Annotated in this window: 22 protein-coding genes and 1 tRNA gene; 9 read left to right on the top strand and 14 right to left on the bottom strand. The window is 39.5% G+C overall.

Features of this window, described 5'->3' with window-relative positions:
- Positions 1-64 precede the first annotated feature (64 nt).
- Positions 65-1,015 carry a nucleoside hydrolase gene (locus VF726_RS24145; protein ID WP_440172759.1) on the top strand — a complete coding sequence of 317 codons (951 nt, stop codon included), beginning with the start codon at positions 65-67 and terminating at the stop codon, positions 1,013-1,015.
- A gap of 50 nt (positions 1,016-1,065) precedes the next feature.
- Here the strand turns inward: VF726_RS24145 and eno are convergent, their stop codons facing one another.
- From eno to VF726_RS24100, 9 genes are all read right to left on the bottom strand, one after another.
- Complete coding sequence (gene eno / locus VF726_RS24140) at positions 1,066-2,361, bottom strand: phosphopyruvate hydratase (protein ID WP_440172758.1); 1,296 nt, start codon at positions 2,359-2,361, stop codon at positions 1,066-1,068.
- Between the two features lie 30 nt (positions 2,362-2,391).
- Entirely contained in the window at positions 2,392-3,921 is a 1,530-nt protein-coding gene (gpmI, locus tag VF726_RS24135) for a 2,3-bisphosphoglycerate-independent phosphoglycerate mutase (RefSeq protein WP_440172757.1), read from the bottom strand.
- Positions 3,918-4,673 carry a triose-phosphate isomerase gene (gene tpiA / locus VF726_RS24130; RefSeq protein WP_098758980.1) on the bottom strand — a complete coding sequence of 252 codons (756 nt, stop codon included), beginning with the start codon at positions 4,671-4,673 and terminating at the stop codon, positions 3,918-3,920. Before tpiA ends, gpmI begins: the two co-directional genes overlap by 4 nt.
- Before the next feature lie 32 nt (positions 4,674-4,705).
- Positions 4,706-5,890, bottom strand: a complete 1,185-nt coding sequence (locus VF726_RS24125; RefSeq protein ID WP_001036332.1) for a phosphoglycerate kinase — start codon at positions 5,888-5,890, stop codon at positions 4,706-4,708.
- Between the two features lie 139 nt (positions 5,891-6,029).
- Positions 6,030-7,034 (bottom strand): type I glyceraldehyde-3-phosphate dehydrogenase, encoded by a 1,005-nt coding sequence (gene gap, locus VF726_RS24120; RefSeq protein ID WP_000161236.1) that lies wholly within the window; start codon positions 7,032-7,034, stop codon positions 6,030-6,032.
- A gap of 26 nt (positions 7,035-7,060) precedes the next feature.
- Positions 7,061-8,089 carry a gapA transcriptional regulator CggR gene (cggR, locus tag VF726_RS24115; protein WP_440172756.1) on the bottom strand — a complete coding sequence of 343 codons (1,029 nt, stop codon included), beginning with the start codon at positions 8,087-8,089 and terminating at the stop codon, positions 7,061-7,063.
- A 136-nt stretch (positions 8,090-8,225) separates the two neighbouring features.
- On the bottom strand, positions 8,226-8,471 hold the full coding sequence (locus VF726_RS24110; RefSeq protein ID WP_000869729.1) for a glutaredoxin family protein: 246 nt from the start codon (positions 8,469-8,471) through the stop codon (positions 8,226-8,228).
- A 9-nt stretch (positions 8,472-8,480) separates the two neighbouring features.
- Positions 8,481-9,788: an RNA polymerase factor sigma-54 gene (gene rpoN, locus VF726_RS24105; RefSeq protein ID WP_440172755.1), complete on the bottom strand. Its 1,308-nt coding sequence runs from the start codon at positions 9,786-9,788 to the stop codon at positions 8,481-8,483.
- A gap of 258 nt (positions 9,789-10,046) precedes the next feature.
- Positions 10,047-10,122 (bottom strand) — tRNA-Arg (locus VF726_RS24100).
- Positions 10,123-10,327: 205 nt separating this feature from the next.
- Between VF726_RS24100 and VF726_RS24095 the strand changes: the two genes are divergently transcribed.
- From VF726_RS24095 to clpP, 8 genes are all read left to right on the top strand, one after another.
- Complete coding sequence (locus tag VF726_RS24095; protein WP_000216166.1) at positions 10,328-10,534, top strand: DUF1657 domain-containing protein; 207 nt, start codon at positions 10,328-10,330, stop codon at positions 10,532-10,534.
- Positions 10,535-10,628: 94 nt separating this feature from the next.
- The gene (locus VF726_RS24090) at positions 10,629-11,114 is read left to right on the top strand and encodes a YhcN/YlaJ family sporulation lipoprotein (RefSeq protein ID WP_001228545.1); all 486 of its coding nucleotides are present in this window, start codon (positions 10,629-10,631) and stop codon (positions 11,112-11,114) included.
- A gap of 29 nt (positions 11,115-11,143) precedes the next feature.
- Positions 11,144-11,620, top strand: coding sequence for a stage V sporulation protein AC (spoVAC, locus tag VF726_RS24085; RefSeq protein WP_000095399.1), 477 nt, complete (start codon positions 11,144-11,146; stop codon positions 11,618-11,620).
- Positions 11,621-12,637: a stage V sporulation protein AD gene (gene spoVAD / locus VF726_RS24080; RefSeq protein WP_144615134.1), complete on the top strand. Its 1,017-nt coding sequence runs from the start codon at positions 11,621-11,623 to the stop codon at positions 12,635-12,637. It abuts the gene before it with no gap.
- Positions 12,634-12,984: a stage V sporulation protein AE gene (spoVAE, locus tag VF726_RS24075; RefSeq protein WP_000575924.1), complete on the top strand. Its 351-nt coding sequence runs from the start codon at positions 12,634-12,636 to the stop codon at positions 12,982-12,984. The genes spoVAD and spoVAE overlap by 4 nt, the downstream gene beginning before the upstream one ends.
- Positions 12,985-12,995: 11 nt before the next feature.
- Positions 12,996-13,202 carry a DUF1657 domain-containing protein gene (locus tag VF726_RS24070; RefSeq protein WP_000215916.1) on the top strand — a complete coding sequence of 69 codons (207 nt, stop codon included), beginning with the start codon at positions 12,996-12,998 and terminating at the stop codon, positions 13,200-13,202.
- A 20-nt stretch (positions 13,203-13,222) separates the two neighbouring features.
- Complete coding sequence (locus tag VF726_RS24065; protein WP_088080844.1) at positions 13,223-14,092, top strand: DUF421 domain-containing protein; 870 nt, start codon at positions 13,223-13,225, stop codon at positions 14,090-14,092.
- A gap of 241 nt (positions 14,093-14,333) precedes the next feature.
- Positions 14,334-14,915 (top strand): ATP-dependent Clp endopeptidase proteolytic subunit ClpP, encoded by a 582-nt coding sequence (gene clpP / locus VF726_RS24060; protein WP_001049162.1) that lies wholly within the window; start codon positions 14,334-14,336, stop codon positions 14,913-14,915.
- A gap of 642 nt (positions 14,916-15,557) precedes the next feature.
- Here the strand turns inward: clpP and VF726_RS24055 are convergent.
- The 5 genes from VF726_RS24055 to VF726_RS24035 form a co-directional block, all read right to left on the bottom strand.
- The gene (locus VF726_RS24055) at positions 15,558-15,806 is read right to left on the bottom strand and encodes an HPr family phosphocarrier protein (protein ID WP_000250307.1); all 249 of its coding nucleotides are present in this window, start codon (positions 15,804-15,806) and stop codon (positions 15,558-15,560) included.
- A gap of 23 nt (positions 15,807-15,829) precedes the next feature.
- A complete protein-coding gene (gene whiA / locus VF726_RS24050; RefSeq protein ID WP_000006563.1) occupies positions 15,830-16,780 on the bottom strand; it encodes a DNA-binding protein WhiA in 951 nt (316 codons plus the stop codon).
- A gap of 89 nt (positions 16,781-16,869) precedes the next feature.
- Complete coding sequence (locus VF726_RS24045) at positions 16,870-17,823, bottom strand: gluconeogenesis factor YvcK family protein (protein WP_440172754.1); 954 nt, start codon at positions 17,821-17,823, stop codon at positions 16,870-16,872.
- A 3-nt stretch (positions 17,824-17,826) separates the two neighbouring features.
- Entirely contained in the window at positions 17,827-18,708 is an 882-nt protein-coding gene (gene rapZ / locus VF726_RS24040; RefSeq protein ID WP_000138462.1) for an RNase adapter RapZ, read from the bottom strand.
- A 20-nt stretch (positions 18,709-18,728) separates the two neighbouring features.
- Positions 18,729-19,187, bottom strand: a complete 459-nt coding sequence (locus VF726_RS24035) for an NUDIX hydrolase (RefSeq protein WP_001190080.1) — start codon at positions 19,185-19,187, stop codon at positions 18,729-18,731.
- Positions 19,188-19,309: the final 122 nt, after the last annotated feature.

The following is a 19,309-nucleotide window of genomic DNA, read 5'->3' as shown; positions in this document are numbered from 1 at the left end:
AACTTTAATCAGTGGGGGGCTTACTGCCCATTAAAGTGGGATAAATAAGATAGGTGGTGAACATATGCCCAAAAAAGTTCTTATTTTTTGTGATCCTGGAATTGATGATGCGATGGCTCTCCTCTTAGCATTCTTTATCGATGAAATAGAAATCATTGGCATTGTTGCTGATTACGGCAATGTTCCAAAAGAAATGGCCGTACAAAATGCTCATTTTCTTAAGCACGAAACAAAAAATAGAAATATTAAGGTATTTGGTGGTTCAGAACAACCGCTTACTGGTGCCCCTCCAGCTTTCTTTACGGATGTACACGGGAAACAAGGGCTCGGGCCAATTAGTCCAAAGGAGAATGTAACTAATGGAGAAATGGAGAATTTCTTTGAAGTTATCCCACTTATTGAAGAGTATAAAGATGAATTAATCATCGTAAGTTTAGGAAGACTTACCTCCCTAGCAATTTTATTCATTTTATGTAAACAGCTAATGAAGCAAATTAAATCTTACTACGTAATGGGCGGTGCCTTTTTACACCCTGGTAATGTTACCCCTATTTCTGAAGCAAACTTTTATGGCGATCCTACTGCAGCTAATATAGTCCTTCAATCCACAGCTAACATGTATATATACCCGTTAAACGTCACTCAATATTCCGTCATTACACCAGAAATGGCTGAATACATTGAAGCAAAGGGAAAAGCCCCACTTGTCAAACCGTTATTCGATCATTATTACTACGGATATTATAAAAATGCCCTACCAGATTTAAAAGGAAGCCCCTTTCATGACACAATGCCAATACTCGCTTTACTTGATAACTCTATGTTTACGTATCACAAATCACCTATCGTTGTCATGACGGAATCCTATGCACAAGGAGCAAGCATCGGGGAATTTCGTTCTTTACGAGAATCTAAGACATTTGTCGATTGGCCGAGTCATCAAATCGCAATTGATTTTGATTATAACCGCTTCTTTAAACATTTCATGTCACTTATGACGGGTGAAGAGTTTTAACATAAAAAAACAGACCGTGATTTCTCACGGTCTGTCGTTATTTTCTACAATTATCGTTTGATGTTGTAGAAAGATTTGATACCATCGTAAACAGCGATTTCGCCTAGTTCGTCTTCGATGCGTAATAATTGGTTGTACTTAGCAATACGGTCAGTACGGCTCATAGAACCAGTTTTGATTTGGCCAGCGTTAGTTGCAACTGCGATGTCAGCGATTGTAGCATCTTCAGTTTCACCAGAACGGTGAGATACAACTGCTGTGTAACCAGCACGTTTAGCCATTTCGATAGCTTCGAAAGTCTCAGTTAAAGTACCGATTTGGTTAACTTTAATTAAGATTGAGTTAGAGATACCTTTTTCGATACCTTCAGCAAGTTTTTGAGTGTTAGTTACGAATAAGTCGTCACCAACTAATTGTACTTTATCACCGATACGCTCAGTTAATAATTTGTGGCCATCCCAGTCGTTTTCGTCTAAACCATCTTCGATAGAGATGATTGGGAAGTCTTTGCAAAGCTCTTCGTAGAAATCAACCATTTCTGCAGAAGTTAAGTCAGTACGGCCTTCGCCTGCAAGGTCATATTTACCAGTTTCTTTGTTGTAGAACTCAGAAGAAGCAACGTCCATTCCTAAGAATACGTTCTCGCCAGCTTTGTAACCAGCTTTTTCGATAGCTTCGATGATTACTTCTAATGCTTCACGGTTAGAACCAAGGTTTGGAGCGAATCCACCTTCGTCACCTACTGCAGTGTTAAGACCTTTGTCATGTAATACAGCTTTAAGTGCATGGAATACTTCAGCACCCATACGGATTGATTCTTTGAATGTTGGAGCACCAACTGGTAAGATCATGAACTCTTGGAAGTCTACGTTGTTATCAGCGTGAGAACCACCGTTGATGATGTTCATCATTGGAGTTGGTAATTGTTTTGCATTGAATCCACCAAGGTAACGGTATAATGGAAGACCTACGAAGTCAGCTGCTGCGTGAGCTACTGCCATAGATACACCAAGGATAGCGTTAGCGCCTAGTTTACCTTTGTTTGGAGTGCCATCTAATTCGATCATAGCACGGTCGATACCAGCTTGGTCAGTTACGTCGAAACCAACGATTTCTGGAGCGATTGCTTCGTTAACGTTGTTTACTGCGTTCATAACACCTTTACCAAGGTAACGAGATTTGTCACCGTCACGTAATTCTACTGCTTCGTGTTCACCAGTAGATGCACCACTTGGTACGATAGCGCGTCCGAAAGCGCCGCTTTCTGTGTAAACTTCTACTTCTACAGTTGGGTTACCACGAGAGTCAAGGACTTCGCGAGCATAAACATCAATAATTGTTGACATAATAAATTCTCTCCTTTTTATATAAGCAAATTATTTAATAATTGTTTTACCTGTCATTTCTTTCGGTTGTTCCACATTTAAAAGTGTAAGCATTGTTGGGGCGATATCTCCTAAAATACCACCTTCACGAAGCTCTACGTCATTTTTTGTAACGATGAAAGGAACCGGGTTAGTTGTATGAGCTGTCATTGGCTCGCCATCAGCAGTTAACTCCTGATCAGCATTACCATGGTCAGCAGTAATAAGTGCTACACCATCTTTTGCAAGAATCGCTTCTACAACTTTTCCTAAACATTCGTCAGTTGCTTCTACTGCTTTAATTGTTGGTTCCATCATCCCAGAATGGCCAACCATATCACAGTTCGCAAAGTTAAGAATGATAACATCATGTTTATCATTTTCGATTTCATTTACTAAAGCGTCCGTTACTTCGTAAATGCTCATTTCAGGTTTCAAGTCATATGTTGCAACCTTCGGTGAGTTAATTAAGATACGCTCTTCTCCTGGGAATTCAGCCTCACGACCACCGCTAAAGAAGAATGTAACGTGCGGATACTTTTCAGTTTCCGCGATGCGAAGTTGCTTTAATCCCGCTTGCGCAACAACTTCACCTAATGTGTTATCAAGGTTCATTGGCTTAAATGCCACGTAACCATTTACAGTTTCACTGAAATGTGTCATACAAACGAATTCAGGAATGTGAGGTACTTTTTCACCACGATCGAACTCACGGAAGTCTTCGTTTGTAAATACACGAGCAATTTGAATTGCACGGTCTGGACGGAAGTTATAGAAGATAACTGCATCATCATCATTGATTGTTGCAACTGGCGTGTTATCTTCGTTAACAATTACAGACGGCAATACGAATTCATCGTAGATACCATTTGCATAAGAGTCTTCTACACACTCTTCTGCTGATTTATAAGTAGGGCCTTCACCATTTACCATAGCACTGTAACATTTTTCTACGCGATCCCAACGCTTGTCACGGTCCATAGAGTAATAACGACCAGAGATAGTCGCGAATTGTCCTACTCCTGTTTCTTTAATTACTTCATTTGTTGCATCGATATAACCTTTTGCTGTTTGTGGTCCAACATCGCGGCCATCTAAGAATGCATGGATATAAACTTTCTCCACGCCTTCTTTTGCTGCTAAGCGAAGAAGAGCAAACATGTGGTTCATGTGACTGTGCACACCACCGTCAGAAAGTAAACCGAATAAATGAAGTGCAGTACCTTTTTCTTTTACGCTTTTAATTGCACTTTGGAACGTTTCGTTCTGATCGAACTCACCTTCACGAATTGCTACGTTTACGCGTGTTAAGCTTTGATATACAATGCGGCCAGCACCGATATTTAAGTGACCAACCTCAGAGTTACCCATTTGACCTTCTGGAAGACCTACTTCCTCACCACAAGCTGTAAGCGTTGTGTGAGGGAATTTGTTCCAGTAACCATCAAAATTAGGTTTCTTAGCTTGTGCTACAGCATTCCCATGAGTTTCTTCACGTAGTCCGAAACCATCAAGAATGATTAAAGCTGTTGGCTTTCTCATTTTACCGCCCCCAGAAGACCTAAGAACGAAGCAGGCTCTAAGCTAGCACCGCCAACTAAAGCGCCGTCGATGTCAGATTGTGCCATATACTCTTTAATGTTTTCTGGTTTTACGCTACCGCCGTATTGAATACGAACAGCTTCTGCAGCTTCTGGAGAAACAGCTTCTGCAACAACTTTACGGATGTGCGCACATACTTCGTTTGCATCTGCAGAAGAAGAAGATTTACCTGTACCGATAGCCCAGATTGGCTCATAAGCGATAACAGTTGCTTTAACTTGCTCTTCTGTTAAACCTGCAAGTGCTTTTGTCACTTGACCTGCTACTAGATCAAATGTTTTTCCGCTTTCGCGCTCTTCTAAAGTCTCACCACAACATACGATTGGTGTTAAACCATGTTCAAATGCTGCGATAGTCTTTTTGTTTACTGACTCGTCTGTTTCAGCAAACATTTCACGACGCTCAGAGTGGCCAAGTACTACGTAGCCTACTTTTAAGTCGCTAAGCGCTACTGGGCTAATTTCGCCAGTGAATGCACCATTTTTTTCGAAGTGCATGTTTTGTGCACCTACTTGTAAATCAGTTCCTTCAGCCTTAGCTACTAAGCGCTCTAAGAATAGAGCTGGAGAGCAAACTACTGCATCAACAGCTGAAGCTGCTGGGATTTGACCTTTAACTTCCTCTACGAAGCTAACTGCTTCAGATAGAGTTTTATTCATTTTCCAGTTACCTGCGATAATTGGTTTACGCATGCTTTGCACCGTCCTTTTTCTTTGGCTGCTACTTATTTGTCGTTAAGACAAACTACACCTGGAAGCTCTTTACCTTCCATGAATTCTAATGACGCACCGCCGCCAGTAGAAATGTGGCTCATTTTATCAGCCATACCGAATTTTTCAACAGCTGCTGCAGAGTCACCACCGCCGATAACAGAGTATGTATCTTCTGCATCTGCTAATGCTTGTCCTACTGCTTTTGTACCTTCTGCGAATGGAGTCATTTCGAATACACCCATTGGTCCATTCCATACAACAAGCTTAGAATTTTTAATTACATCTGCATAAATTTCACGTGTTTTAGGACCGATGTCCACGCCTTCCCAGTTAGAAGGAATAGAGTCGATACCAACGATTTGAGTTGTTGCAGTTTCAGAGAATTCCTCTGTGATTACAACATCAACTGGCATGTAGAAGTTTACGCCTTTTTCTTTTGCAAGTTGCATAAATTCTTTAGCTAGTTCAATCTTGTCGTCTTCACATAGAGATAGACCAATTTCATGACCTAAAGCTTTAACGAATGTGTAAGCAAGTCCGCCACCGATGATTAAGTTATCTACTTTGTCTAATAGATGACGAATTACACCGATTTTATCTTTTACTTTCGCACCACCGATGATAGCTGTGAATGGACGTTCTGGGTTAGAAAGTGCTTTACCTAATACATCTAACTCTTTTTCCATTAATAATCCAGATACTGCTGGTAGGTAGTCTGCGATACCTGCTGTAGAAGCGTGAGCACGGTGAGCTGCACCGAATGCATCGTTTACGAAGATATCAGCAAGAGCTGCAAATTCTTTCGCAAGTTCTGCATCGTTCTTTTCTTCGCCCGCATAGAAACGTACGTTTTCAAGAACTAATACGTCGCCTTCGTTCATTGCTGCAACCATTTCTTGTGCAACTGGTCCGAATGCTTCGTCTGCTTTTTTAACATCTTTACCAAGAAGCTCGCCTAAACGTGCTGCTACTGGAGTAAGACGTAATTCTTCTACTGCTTGACCTTTTGGACGGCCTAAGTGGCTTGCTAAAATAACTTTCGCACCTTGCTCTACTAAATATTGAATTGTAGGAAGAGCTGCACGGATACGAGTTTCATCTGTAATTTTGCCTTCTTTCATAGGTACGTTGAAGTCAACGCGGCAAAATACACGCTTACCTTTTAAATCTACGTCACGAATTGATTTTTTGTTCATTGGATTTCCCTCCGACTACTAGTTAGGATTGACAAAACCCACTCAAAAGCTTAACACATTTGCTTTTAAAACGAAAGAAGAGAGAGAGGGAACAAACCCTCTCCCTCGTTTTGTCATTGATAACTTATATAATTAAGAATTAAAGACCTTTTGAAGTCATGTAAGCTGCTAAGTCTACTACGCGGTTAGAGTAACCAGTTTCGTTATCGTACCAAGAAAGTACTTTAACCATGTTACCTTCCATTACCATTGTAGATAATGCATCGATTGTAGAAGAAGCTGTACATCCGTTATAGTCGATAGATACTAATGGCTCTTCGCTGTATCCAAGGATACCTTTTAATTCGCCTTCAGCTGCTGCTTTGAATGCTGCATTTACTTCTTCAACTGTTACTTCTTTGTCAAGTTCAACAACTAGGTCAACTAGAGAAACGTTAGCAGTTGGAACACGTACAGCGCCACCGTTTAATTTACCTTTAAGTTCTGGTAATACTAATGCTACAGCTTTAGCTGCACCAGTAGATGTTGGGATCATGTTTTCAGCTGCTGCACGAGCACGACGTAAATCTTTGTGTGGTAAGTCTAAGATTTGTTGGTCGTTAGTGTAAGAGTGAATTGTTGTCATCATTCCGCGTTTTACGCCGAATTTTTCGTTTAATACTTTAGCGAATGGAGCTAGACAGTTTGTAGTACAAGAAGCGTTAGATACTACGTTGTGGTTAGCTGCATCGTATTGTTCGTGGTTAACACCCATAACTACAGTGATATCTTCGTCAGAAGCTGGAGCTGAGATGATAACTTTCTTAACTGATCCACCTAAGTGTTTTTCAGCGTCTGATTTTTTAGTGAAACGGCCAGTAGATTCTACTACTACTTCTACTCCGTAGTCGCTCCATGGTAGTTGAGCTGGGTCACGCTCAGCGATAACTTTAATTTCTTTACCGTTAACAACGATGCTGTTTTCGTTAGCAGATACTTCTGCATTTAAAGTTCCGTGAACTGTGTCATATTTTAAAAGGTGAGCTAATGTTTTAGCATCTGTTAAGTCGTTGATTGCTACTACTTCTACCTCAGAGTTGTTAAGAGCTGCGCGGAATACGTTACGTCCGATACGTCCAAATCCATTAATACCAATTTTAGTCATTTGAATTTCCTCCTTGGGGGATTATATTAAAGGGTAATACCCTTTGTTAACTGTTTTGCTGCACCTTCATCTGTAATTAGAATTGAAGTGTGCCCTTGTTTAATTACAGCCTGTATTGCCTTTGCCTTTGAAGAACCTCCAGCGACTGCAACAACGTGAGATACATGTTGTAAATCCTCAAGTTGCATACCAACTGTTCTTACTTTATGAACAACACTTCCTTGTTCATTAAAGTAATAACCGAAAGCTTCGCCAACTGCTTCGCTTGCTTGAATCTTTAACCAATCTGCTTCTGAAGTATTTCTGCGACGTGCCATTGTTAACGCATCACCTATTCCATGAATGACGATATTGGAAGATCGAATCAACTCAAGAACTTCTTTCACGGAAGGCTCTGTCACAATAGACGCATATGCTTCGCTGCTAACATGGTCTGGAACATACAATAAGCGATAATTACTCATCGTATTTTGCGCCATCTTGGCACAAATAGTATTGGCTTCTAACTCGACGCCTTCTCCAATTCCACCACGTGCTGGGACAAATAGCATATGTAAATCTTTGCAATCAAGCTGCATCATGTCCGCAACAGCAGCTAGCGTAGTTCCTCCAGCCACAGCAACGATATTATTCGCTGTCAGACGGTCTTTTATACAAGTCACACAAGCACGGCCCATCTCCAGTTTGACCCAAGGCGATTCATCACTATCACCAGGGACAACGAAAACTTCATCCAAGTCTAATGTTTCCTTAAGTTGCTTTTCTAAAACCTTTAACCCGGAAATTTCTTTCATAAAGTCTTCCAAAGCAAGAACTAAAGCTGTTCCTTCTTCTGTCAAAGTCATTCCAGAAGAAGCGACGTGAACTAAGTTTTGTTCTTTCAAAACTTGAACTTCACTTCGCAATACTCGTTCTGTCATACCGAGACTTGCTGATAAGTTTCTTCTTCCAATCGGCTGCATGAGCCTAATGTATTGAAGAATCTGCATTCTCGTTTGCATAACAGGTAGCAGATCAGGTAATAATTTTTTTGTGTTCTGAATCCATGAGCGCATATCTTTTCTCCTCACTACATTGGTTCATTTTTCCTCTGTGGTCACTTTACGTCCCGTAGTGACATTTTGTGTCCCACATAGGTTAAAAAAATAATCCCTGCTACGTGTATTATTGTAACAGGAGATAGAAACTTATTCAACTCTTAACTGCATTCTTTATATAGTTTATTATGACACCTTTGTGAATGTTACCATATTCTACTTGTTTTCCGTCTATTTCTACAACTGGAATCATTAGATGATATTTTTCTAAAAGGTCATTATCTTCATATATATCTATTTCCTCAATTTGAAAAGAATATTCACATTGTACTTCCTGTAAAACTTGTTTCGCCTTCACGCAAAGGCCACAATCTTTTTTTGTATACAGTACAACTTTCATCTTCTCCACCTATCCGATCGTTTTTCGTAATGACGACGCTGGGATGTGCATTTGCTCTCTATACTTCGCCACTGTTCTTCGAGAAATAACGATTTCATGCTCTTCTTCTAATAATTTTGAAATCTTTTGATCTGAAAGTGGCTTTTTCTTATTTTCCGCCTCAACAAGCGTTTGGATAAATTGTTTTACACGCTTCGTAGAAACTGCTTCATCTTCCGTAGTCGAAACCGCATTACTAAAGAACGATTTCATCTCAAATAAACCGTGTGGTGTTTGCACATATTTATTTCGCGTTGCACGACTAATTGTAGATTCATGTACACTTAACTCTTCTGCTACCTCTTTTAAAGCCAGTGGCTTTAAATAAGCTGGACCTTCCCAGAAAAAATCACGTTGTTTTTCCATAATAATGGTCATCACTTGAAGAAGCGTTTGTTTTCTCTGTTTCAAACTACGCATAATCCACTGCACATGCTGATACTTTTCTGATACGTAAGATGCTACTTCACTTTCACTATTATTAAGAAGCGCACTATACTCAGAGTGAATCTCAATTCTCGGCATATTTCTCTCATTCATTTGTAAAACGAGACGATCACCATCTTTTTTCACTGCCATATCAGGCACAATATAAAGTGGTTTATCTGAAGAAAACGCAAGACCTGGTTTTGGCTGTAATGACGTAATACAGTTCACCGCTAGTTGCAATTCTTCATTACTACACTTCAACACTTGAACGAGCTTTCGCCAATCTTTCTTCACGAAATAAGTGAAGTGATCTTCCACAACCTCTTCCGCTAATCCATTTCGTCTTTGTAAGCGCTTCAATTGTAAAGTTAGGCATTCCTGAATATTACGCGCACCTACCCCTGCTGGTTCAAGTGATTGGACAAGCTCAACAGAGCGGTCGACTACATGAAGCGGTGCGGAAAGGAGATCGGCTAACTCTTCGTTCGTTTCTTGTAAATACCCATTTCCATCCATATTCATAATAATGAAGGAAGCTACTTTTCGCTCTTCTTCTTCTATTTTATAATACTGCATTTGATTTAATAAATGTTGCTGAATCGTTGTAGAATCCACACTGTAGATTTCCATCTGATTCTCGACTTGTTTGCTGGTACTTTTACTGTTGTTAGAGCTCTTTTTCTTCTCCCTCTCAAAACCACCTAACTCAATAAGGGGATTCTCTAACGATTGCTCATACAAAAACTCCGATAATTCTTGCACATTATACTGGAGCATTGTAATCGCTTGCCTTAACTCTTGTGTCATTGCCAAACGTAAGCTTTGTTCTTGTAAAAGACTTGCCTTCAAACTAATCTCCCCCTTGTTTCTATTGTACAATAAGTTTGGTAAAAGGAGAATGCTATCACAGACACCCATTCCAAAATATTATTAATTTATATGTATTAATGAGATTTACAACTTACAACTGAAATTTGAATAATATTGAAAGAAAATAATAAGTCATAAAATTATTATCAAGTACTAATAGTAAATCTTATCACTAGATATAACAATAGGGAAATAAAAAAAGTCCTAACTTACAAAACGTAAGTTAGGACTTTTTGACGCGCCCAGAGGGATTCGAACCCCCGGCAGACGTGGTACCGGAAACCACCGCTCTATCCGACTGAGCTATGGGCGCATGATTATAGAAAACACTTCATTTTCTTTTCATAATAATAGCAATAAAATCCATCTAAATCAATAAAAACATCCCCATAATCCGTTATGCAACTTAGTTATGAGTATATTAACAACACACTCTCCCCTATATTTTCCAATCATAATTTCACCCCAACTCACAAATTATAACCTTTGAATTGATATTCCAAAGGGGGCTTCATTCAATGACTGTAATTACGAAACTAAAGCAAACTGTTTCTGGATTAAAAAGTGCACAAGCTAGCTTAGAGGGATTCGCCCTTGATACGGATAACCAACAAGCTAAGCAACTTTTCCAAACAGCTGCGCAGCAAACGCAAACAATTATCGATTCTTTAAATCCACGCGTTGAAGAAGTCCAACAAGAAGAACCACAATACTCACAGCAATAACGGATCGGTTTATGCTGTGAAATAGAAAAAGGATGATATGCAGTCATCCTTTTTCTATCACATTACATATTGCAATAGAAACGGAATGATAATTATGCGAAAACTCGGCCTCATAACCGCATTATTTGCCCTTCTATTTAGCTCTTTTACCGGATGTGATAATAGTCCTTTAGATAAAAAAGTGAAAGAAGAAGCAAAACGAACGGAGAAAGAAAAAGGTCCTAAGTTAACAAAGACGAGTACGGAATCCTTTAATCAATCTATATCACAAGGAGCCAAGAAAAGGGCTCTCGCTATGGATGAAATTATAAAAAGCACAGCAGTGAATTCAAATTTAGATCTCTACATAGCAGTTACACCGGAGCATCACGAAAGGTTTGGATTAAAACCTCTGCGTAAGAAACTTCAAAAACAACTAAGTGATGAGCATCCTACTTTCGATGTTCGTGTCAGTACAGATAAAAAAATCTTTATGTTACTCGAAAAACTCGAAAGAAAAATTAAGGAAAAAGAAGTATCTAAAGATGAAATTAATAAACAATTAAAATTCATTGGTAAAAAAATGGAGTCTAACACTTAACGCTTTTTAAAAGAAAAGGAAGGATCGCAATGTCTAGTAAAGATAAGAACTTAACCCCTGTACAACAGGAGTATAAAAAATTCGAGCAAGAACGAGAACCGAAGCGCCCTGTCTTAAAAAATTGTATTAAAGCTTTTTTCGTTGGTGGTTTTATTTGTTTCATCGGACAACTCATTTCTACGTTTTATATCACATATTTTGATTTCACTGAACGCTCAGCAGGAAATCCAACAGTCGCAACTCTCATTTTCATTTCCATGTTACTAACTGGTTTCGGTATATATGACCGCTTTGGGCAGTTTGCTGGAGCAGGCACAGCTGTACCTGTCACTGGATTTGGTAATTCTGTTATTGCCGCATGTATCGAACACCGAACAGAAGGGTTCGTACTCGGCGTTGGCGGAAACATGTTTAAATTAGCCGGCTCCGTTATTTTGTTTGGTGTATTTTCAGCTTTCGTCATCGCACTTATTAAAACGATTCTCGTTCAATGGGGAGGGCTATAAATGTTACAAGGACACCGAACGTGGGTATTTGAAAACAAACCCGTTATTATTTCGACAGGAGTCGTTGGCGGGCCGTTTGAAGCAAAAGGGAAAATTCCAGAAGACTTCGATATTCTTCATGAAGATTTATGGCTCGGACAAGATTCCTATGAAAAAGCACATAAAATTTTATTTGAAGAAGCTTGTAGCCGCGCCACTGAAAAAGCAGAACTTCGCAAAGACGATATTCAATTCGTACTTGCAGGAGATTTAATCAATCAAATTACCCCTACAAGCTTTGCGTGCCGTACACTGGGCACTCCTTATCTCGGCTTATTCGGCGCTTGTTCTACTTCTATGGAAGGTTTAGCACTCGGGGCAAGTATTGTAAATGCAAAAGGCGCAAAATATTTACTAACTGGGGCATCTAGTCATAACGCTGCTGTAGAAAAACAATTCCGCTATCCAACTGAATACGGCGGTCAAAAACCTCCTACCGCACAATGGACAGTAACCGGGGCAGGCGCGGCTATTTTAAGTGACACTGGACATGGCCCTAGGGTAACATCTGCCACGATCGGACGAGTGATTGATATGGGATTAACAGATCCTTTTAATATGGGTGGTGCGATGGCCCCAGCAGCTGTCGATACAATTGAGGCTCATTTACGCGAACGACAAATTGACGCCTCTTATTACGACTTAATTGTAACAGGGGATCTTGGACATGTCGGTCGTGAAATTGCTTATGACTTACTACATAAACACGGAACAAAAGTAACGAGCGAACAGTTTCAAGATTGCGGGATACTCATTTATAGAGAAGGACAACCTGTCATAGCTGGTGCTAGTGGACCAGGATGCTCCGCAACAGTCGTGTACGGTCATTTATTAAACCGAATGAAAAGAGGAGAATTCAAAAAAATACTTGTCGTTGCGACAGGCGCTTTACTATCTCCACTTACATTCCAACAAGAAGAAACGATTCCGTGTATCGCCCACGCCGTTTCGATTGAATTTGGAGGTGCAACACAATGATTTTTTTCTGGGCTTTCGTCATCGGCGGACTCATATGTGTGATTGGCCAACTTATGTTTGATGTTGTAAAACTTACACCCGCTCATACAATGGCAACACTCGTTGTTGCCGGAGCTATATTAGACGGATTCAATTTGTATGAACCATTAATTGATTTTGCTGGAGCCGGGGCAACTGTACCTATTACAAGTTTCGGTAATGCCCTCGTTCACGGCGCAATGGAAGAAGCTGCAAAACATGGTATCGTTGGCGTCATTACCGGCATGTTTAAAGTAACGAGCGCCGGTGTATCCGCAGCCATTATTTTCGGCTTTATTGGAGCACTGCTATTCAAACCGAAAGGATAAGAGGTGTTTGTATGACAGTTATCGCTAGCGTTAAAACTTGCCTTGCTAGTGTAAGGGGCGCTCAAGCAAGCTTAAGTTCCCTTTCACTAAATTCTACAGACGATGAAGCTAAACGCGTATTTCATGAATGTATGTTAGAAATGGACAGTGTCATCGCTGATTTACAGGATAGAGTTTCAGTATTAGAACGTGAAGAACCTCAATATAAAGGGTTTTAAGTAGACTGGAGGAAATGACTATGTCTCACCTACCGGAATGGACACTTGTCATCCTTCGCTCTGTATTCATACTAATTATTTTATTCACTATTACAAAGTGCTTAGGAAAAAGGCAAATCTCTCAGCTTTCCTTTTTTGAATACATAGCGGGAATGACAATCGGTGATATCGCTGCTCAAATTGCTACAGGGCTTGATCAAAAGTTTTTCCATGGTGTCTTCGCTATACTTATTTTTGCCTCGGTACCTTTTTTCGTTGGAATTCTTTCCTTAAAAAACAAAACTGCTAGAGACTTTTTTGAAGGAAAATCTACAGTGTTAATAAAAGACGGAAAAGTACTTGAAGATAATTTAAAGAAAGAAAAATACACAAGTGATGAGTTACTTGAACTTCTTAGAGGAAATGGTGCATTCAGTATAGCTGAAGTTGAATTTGCTGTCTTAGAACCGAGCGGAGAATTAAATGTATTATTAAAGAAAGATGCTCAGCCACTTACTGCAAAAGATCTCGGTTTAAAAGTGCCGAATGAAAAGGAACCACAAACTGTTATTATGGATGGGAATGTACTAGATGGCCCCCTTTCAGCAAGCGGGCATAACCGTGCTTGGTTACATTCTGAACTAGAAAAGCTCGGTGTTGTTATTGAAAATGTCTTTCTCGGTCAAGTGGATTCATACGGACAACTTACTATCGACATTTATAATGACAAACTACAAATGCCATCTCCTCAAAACAAGCCTTTATTATTAGCATCTTTAAAAAAATGTCATGCTGACCTTGAACTATTTTCCCTAGAAACAAAGTCGAAATCAGCGAGCGAAATGTATAGCAAAAATGCGAAACAAATCGAAAAGATTTTAAATAAAGTAACATATCTTTTAAAAGAATAAATATCGAAAGAACGCTTCAGTAAAAAGGCGTTCTTTTCTTTTTTTCTATAGTTTTTATAACGTTTAAATTTATGTAATTCGGTTATGATGTTGAAGATACATAAGCAGGGAATTTCAAAAACATAGCGAATATTTCATGTTACAACTACATATTTTTTTGATTTAAAGTGGTTTCGTTTGACCTTTATTGACCATAATTGTATTATAAGACTAAGAAAGCTTTAGAAGGAGGAAATAACAGATGAATTTAATTCCTACAGTAATTGAACAAACAAATCGTGGAGAACGCGCTTACGATATTTACTCTCGACTATTAAAAGACCGCATCATTATGCTTGGTAGTGCAATTGATGACAACGTAGCTAACTCAATCGTTTCCCAGCTTTTATTCTTGGAATCTCAAGATCCAGAAAAAGATATTCATATCTACATCAACAGCCCTGGTGGTTCTATCACAGCGGGTATGGCAATTTACGATACAATGCAATTTATTAAACCACAAGTATCAACAATCTGTATCGGTATGGCTGCATCTATGGGTGCATTCTTACTTGCAGCAGGTGAAAAAGGAAAACGTTATGCACTTCCAAACAGTGAAGTAATGATTCACCAACCACTTGGTGGAGCACAAGGTCAAGCGACTGAAATCGAAATCGCTGCTAAACGTATCCTATTCTTACGTGAAAAACTAAACCAAATTCTTGCTGACCGCACAGGTCAACCACTTGAAGTACTACAACGCGACACAGACCGCGACAACTTCATGACAGCAGAAAAAGCTTTAGAATACGGTTTAATCGATAAGATCTTTACAAATCGTTAATAACTAAAAGCGGAAACGGCTCGTTTAGAATCACAGGGCGATGGAGCACCTGATTCCGAGGCGCTTTTTGCCTCGAATGAAGGGGCGAAGCGACCGAAGATTCTAGCCGCTGGAGCTGGATATAACTAAAAGCGGAAACGGCTCATTTAGAATGGGAGGGGGATGGAGCTTCTGACATAGAGGTGCTTTTTACCTCGACGGAAGAAGCGAAGCCACCGACCATTCTAGCCGCTGGAGCTGGATATAACTAAAAGCGGAAACGGCTCGTTTAGAATCACAGGGCGATGGAGCCCCTGATTCCGAGGCGCTTTTTGCCTCGAATGAAGGGGCGAAGCGACCGGAGATTCTAGCCGCTGGAGCTGGATAGATTTAAAGCAGAAGCGCCCTATAATGGGGCGCTTTTTTTATATCTAGGTCTCCGCACGTGCATACCCCACCTAGTATCCCCTTAAATATATCAGCGATTTTTCAAATATATCGACCGTAACTCCAATTATATCGGCGATTATTTCAATATATCGACGATTCGACACAACTTATCGACTTACCGACAATACTCGACAAGCACACGCCACCTATATACCCTCCCCCCGTCAACAAACACCAAAACAAAAAAAGCTATCGCACACGCGCGATAGCTTCTTATTGTACATATGCAGCTAATGCTTCTAAAGCTTCTTCTGCATCTGAACCTTCTGTTGTAATTGTTATCATGCTACCAGTTCCAATTGCTAAGCTCATAATCCCCATTATGCTCTTTGCATTCACTGTCTTTCCATCTTTCTCAATGAAGATATCCGCATGAAAGCGATTTGCCTCTTGTACAAACAACGCAGCCGGACGTGCTTGTAAACCGTTTTTTAATGAAACCTGAACTCTTTTTTGAACCACAGCTCCATTTCCCCTTTAACCTCTTATTTTTTTGCTACCGTTTCCCCCGCGCGTAATTTCTCTGCAATCTCATCGATTTTGCGCAAACGATGATTAATACCCGATTTACTAATTTTCCCCCCGGATACCATCTCACCTAACTCTTTCAATGTTACATCTTGATAATCTCTTCGTAGTTGTGCAATTTCTCGTAGTTTATCTGGCAATATATCAAGACCGACCGTCTCATCAATATAGCGGATATTTTCAATCTGCCTTAGCGCTGCACCAATTGTTTTATTTAAATTAGCTGTTTCGCAGTTCACTAAACGATTTACCGAATTACGCATATCACGTACGATTCGAATGTCTTCAAATCTTAAAAGTGCATTATGAGCACCTATAATATTTAAAAACTCTGTAATTTTTTCTGCTTCTTTCAAATACGTAATATACCCTTTTCTTCTTTCCAACGTCTTACTATTTAAATCAAATCCGTTCATCAGTTCACATATAGCATCATTATGTTCCTTATATAACGAAAAGATCTCTAAATGATAAGATGATGTTTCTGGGTTATTTACTGAACCACCTGCTAAAAATGCACCGCGTAAATACGATCGTTTACAACATTTCTTCTCAATCAATTCTTGTGATATATTTCGAATAAATGAAAAGTCGTCTCGAACGATATGAAGATCAGCTAATATTTCGCGAGACTTCTCAACAAGCCGTACGATATATACATTATTTTTCTTCAATCGCATTTTTTTACGAACAAGTAATTCTACCGTCACGTCATATCCTTTTTTCAAAAGCGTATAAATCCTTCTTGCAATTGCCGCATTCTCTGTTTGAATATCGATAGATAGACGACGATTTGAAAAAGAAAGCGATCCGTTCATGCGAAGTAACGCTGATAATTCTGCTTTCTCACAGCATTCCTTCATCTCAAGATTCGTCAACTCTTTCTTTGTTTCTGATGCAAATGACACAGTCAACACCTCCTTATACGATTATTGTGGAACAAAAATCTTGTCCTATATGAAATGATGAGCGTTACCTCAAACGAGGCAACGCACATCTACAACAGTGAATATAAAATAGAAGCTAGTTTTAATGTATCGTGCCTTACAACATGATCATCATACTTCGCTAATTGATCTTGAATGACATCAATATTGCACTCTGTAAAACGCTCTTCATCTACTACAACTGGTGCCGACATTTCTTCCTCATATAACTGACGTAATTCACAAGGAATATCACGGTTATTTACAATTGCAGTATCGATAAATGACTTACCTAAATGATCATGTAACGCCTGCACATGGTCAAACGCAGTATATCCCATCGTTTCACCAGCTTGCGTCATAACATTACACACATATACCTTCTTTGCTTTTGCAGCAAGAACAGCGTCCCCGATTTTGTTAACAACTAAATTCGGTAATATACTCGTATACAAACTTCCTGGACCGAAAACGAGTAAATCCGCTCGTTTAATCTCAGCCAACGTTTCATGTAACGGTTCTACATCTTCTGGAGTTAAAAAGACACGGTTAATCTTCTTTCCGTAATAAGGAATCTTTGATTCACCTGTTACAATTTCTCCATCTTCTAGTTCCGCATGAAGTACCGCGCTTTGGTTCGCTGCCGGTAACACACGCCCTCTGACGTTCAATACTTTACTCGTTTCCGTAATCGCATGGAAAAAGTCTCCTGTAATCGAGGTCATACCCGCCAATAATAAATTTCCTAACGCATGACCTTTCAGCCCGTCTCCCGTTGTGAAACGATGCTGAAATAAAGCTTCCACCAGTGGCTCTACATCTGATAACGCAACGAGTACGTTACGAATGTCACCTGGGGGTGGAATTTCTAGCTCATCACGTAATCTACCTGAACTGCCACCATCATCAGCGATTGTAACAACTGCTGTAATATCAACCGGATATTGTTTTAATCCTCTTAATAAAACAGAGAGTCCAGTACCGCCTCCCATGATAACAATTTTAGGTTTTCTCTCTTTTTTCATCCCTTAATGGCCCTTTCTCTTCTCCACATCACGATGAGATACATGAACGCTATACTCTGGTTTCAAATGTTTCCCAAGGTATTCTGTAAGCGTAACAGAACGATGCTGTCCACCTGTACATCCAATTGCAATTACAAGTTGACTCTTGCCTTCTCTTTTATAATGAGGCAGCATGAAAGTAATAAGATCCGTCAATTTCTCTAAAAACTTATGCGTCTCATTAAATTTCAGCACATACGATGAAACTTCTTCATCCAGTCCTGTTAACGGCTTCATATGTGGAATGTAATATGGATTCGGTAAAAAACGAACATCAAATACTAAATCTGCATCAATTGGAATACCGTACTTAAATCCAAATGACATGACATTTACACGAAATGCTTGCTCAGTTTCAGTTGAAAACAGATGAACAATTTTTTCACGTAATTCTTTCGGTTTTAAATCTGATGTATCAAGCACAATATTCGCTCGCGCCTTCATATCAGTTAATAAACTACGCTCCATCTCGATTCCCTTTAACGGCAAACCAGTTGGTGCAAGTGGATGCGAACGTCTCGTTTCTTTATAACGAGTTACAAGCGTGCCATCTTTCGCATCTAAGAATAAAATATGAGGAATAATCCATGTACGTTCTGATAAATCATCAAGTGCTCCCCATAAATGTTCGAAAAACTCTCGGCCACGTAAATCAACGCCAAGTGCTACTTTATTCATTTTTCCTTTTGAATCCGCCATAAGCTCAATAAACTTTGGCAATAACATCGGTGGTAAATTATCTACACAGAAATATCCTAAATCTTCAAAACTTTGTAAAGCTACTGTCTTTCCAGCTCCAGACATTCCTGTAATAATTACCATTTTTATATCATTATTCTCTGTCATCGTATCCTCTCCTTGACGGTTTAACTCGGATCTAATCGATATGAAAGCAACTCAAAATCTGGGGTATATACAAATGTACCGTAGATTATGCCATTTCCTTTAATTAAATAATCAATAATGTGATAATCTCCTGGCGCCATTGCTAGATCATCAATTTTATCAAATGTATGCCAACCAATGATGCCTTCTTCGCTCTCTAGTTTGTTTTCTCCTGCAAAATCTGTCGCTAAGAAGGAGAACATCATCCATTCAGAAACAACTTTATCACCTTCTTGGATGACAAAGGTGAAGACCCCCTTTAAAGCTGGGTTCTTTAAATAAATACCTGTTTCTTCACGATACTCGCGAACAACGGAATCTCTTACAGTCTCACCACGCTCCATTTTCCCGCCTGGTGCAACCCACCAATTTCGGCGAGGTTTTTGGAGTAAGAGTACTTCATTATCTCTAATTAACACACAGTTTGTCACTCTTTGCATGTTTCTTCACCTCAGCTACTTGCAGTAAAATTCTCACTGCATACTCATTTCATTATACTATCAAAAACAGTTTGCTACAACGAAGGAGCCAGTCCTCTTTTGCTCAGCACTGCTTCTCAACA

The sequence above is a fragment of the Bacillus sp. Brlt_9 genome, assembly GCF_051948935.1.
Lineage (GTDB): Bacteria > Bacillota > Bacilli > Bacillales > Bacillaceae_G > Bacillus_A.
Note: the sequence above shows the minus strand (reverse complement) of the source record. Positions and strands in the feature narration are given on the sequence as shown.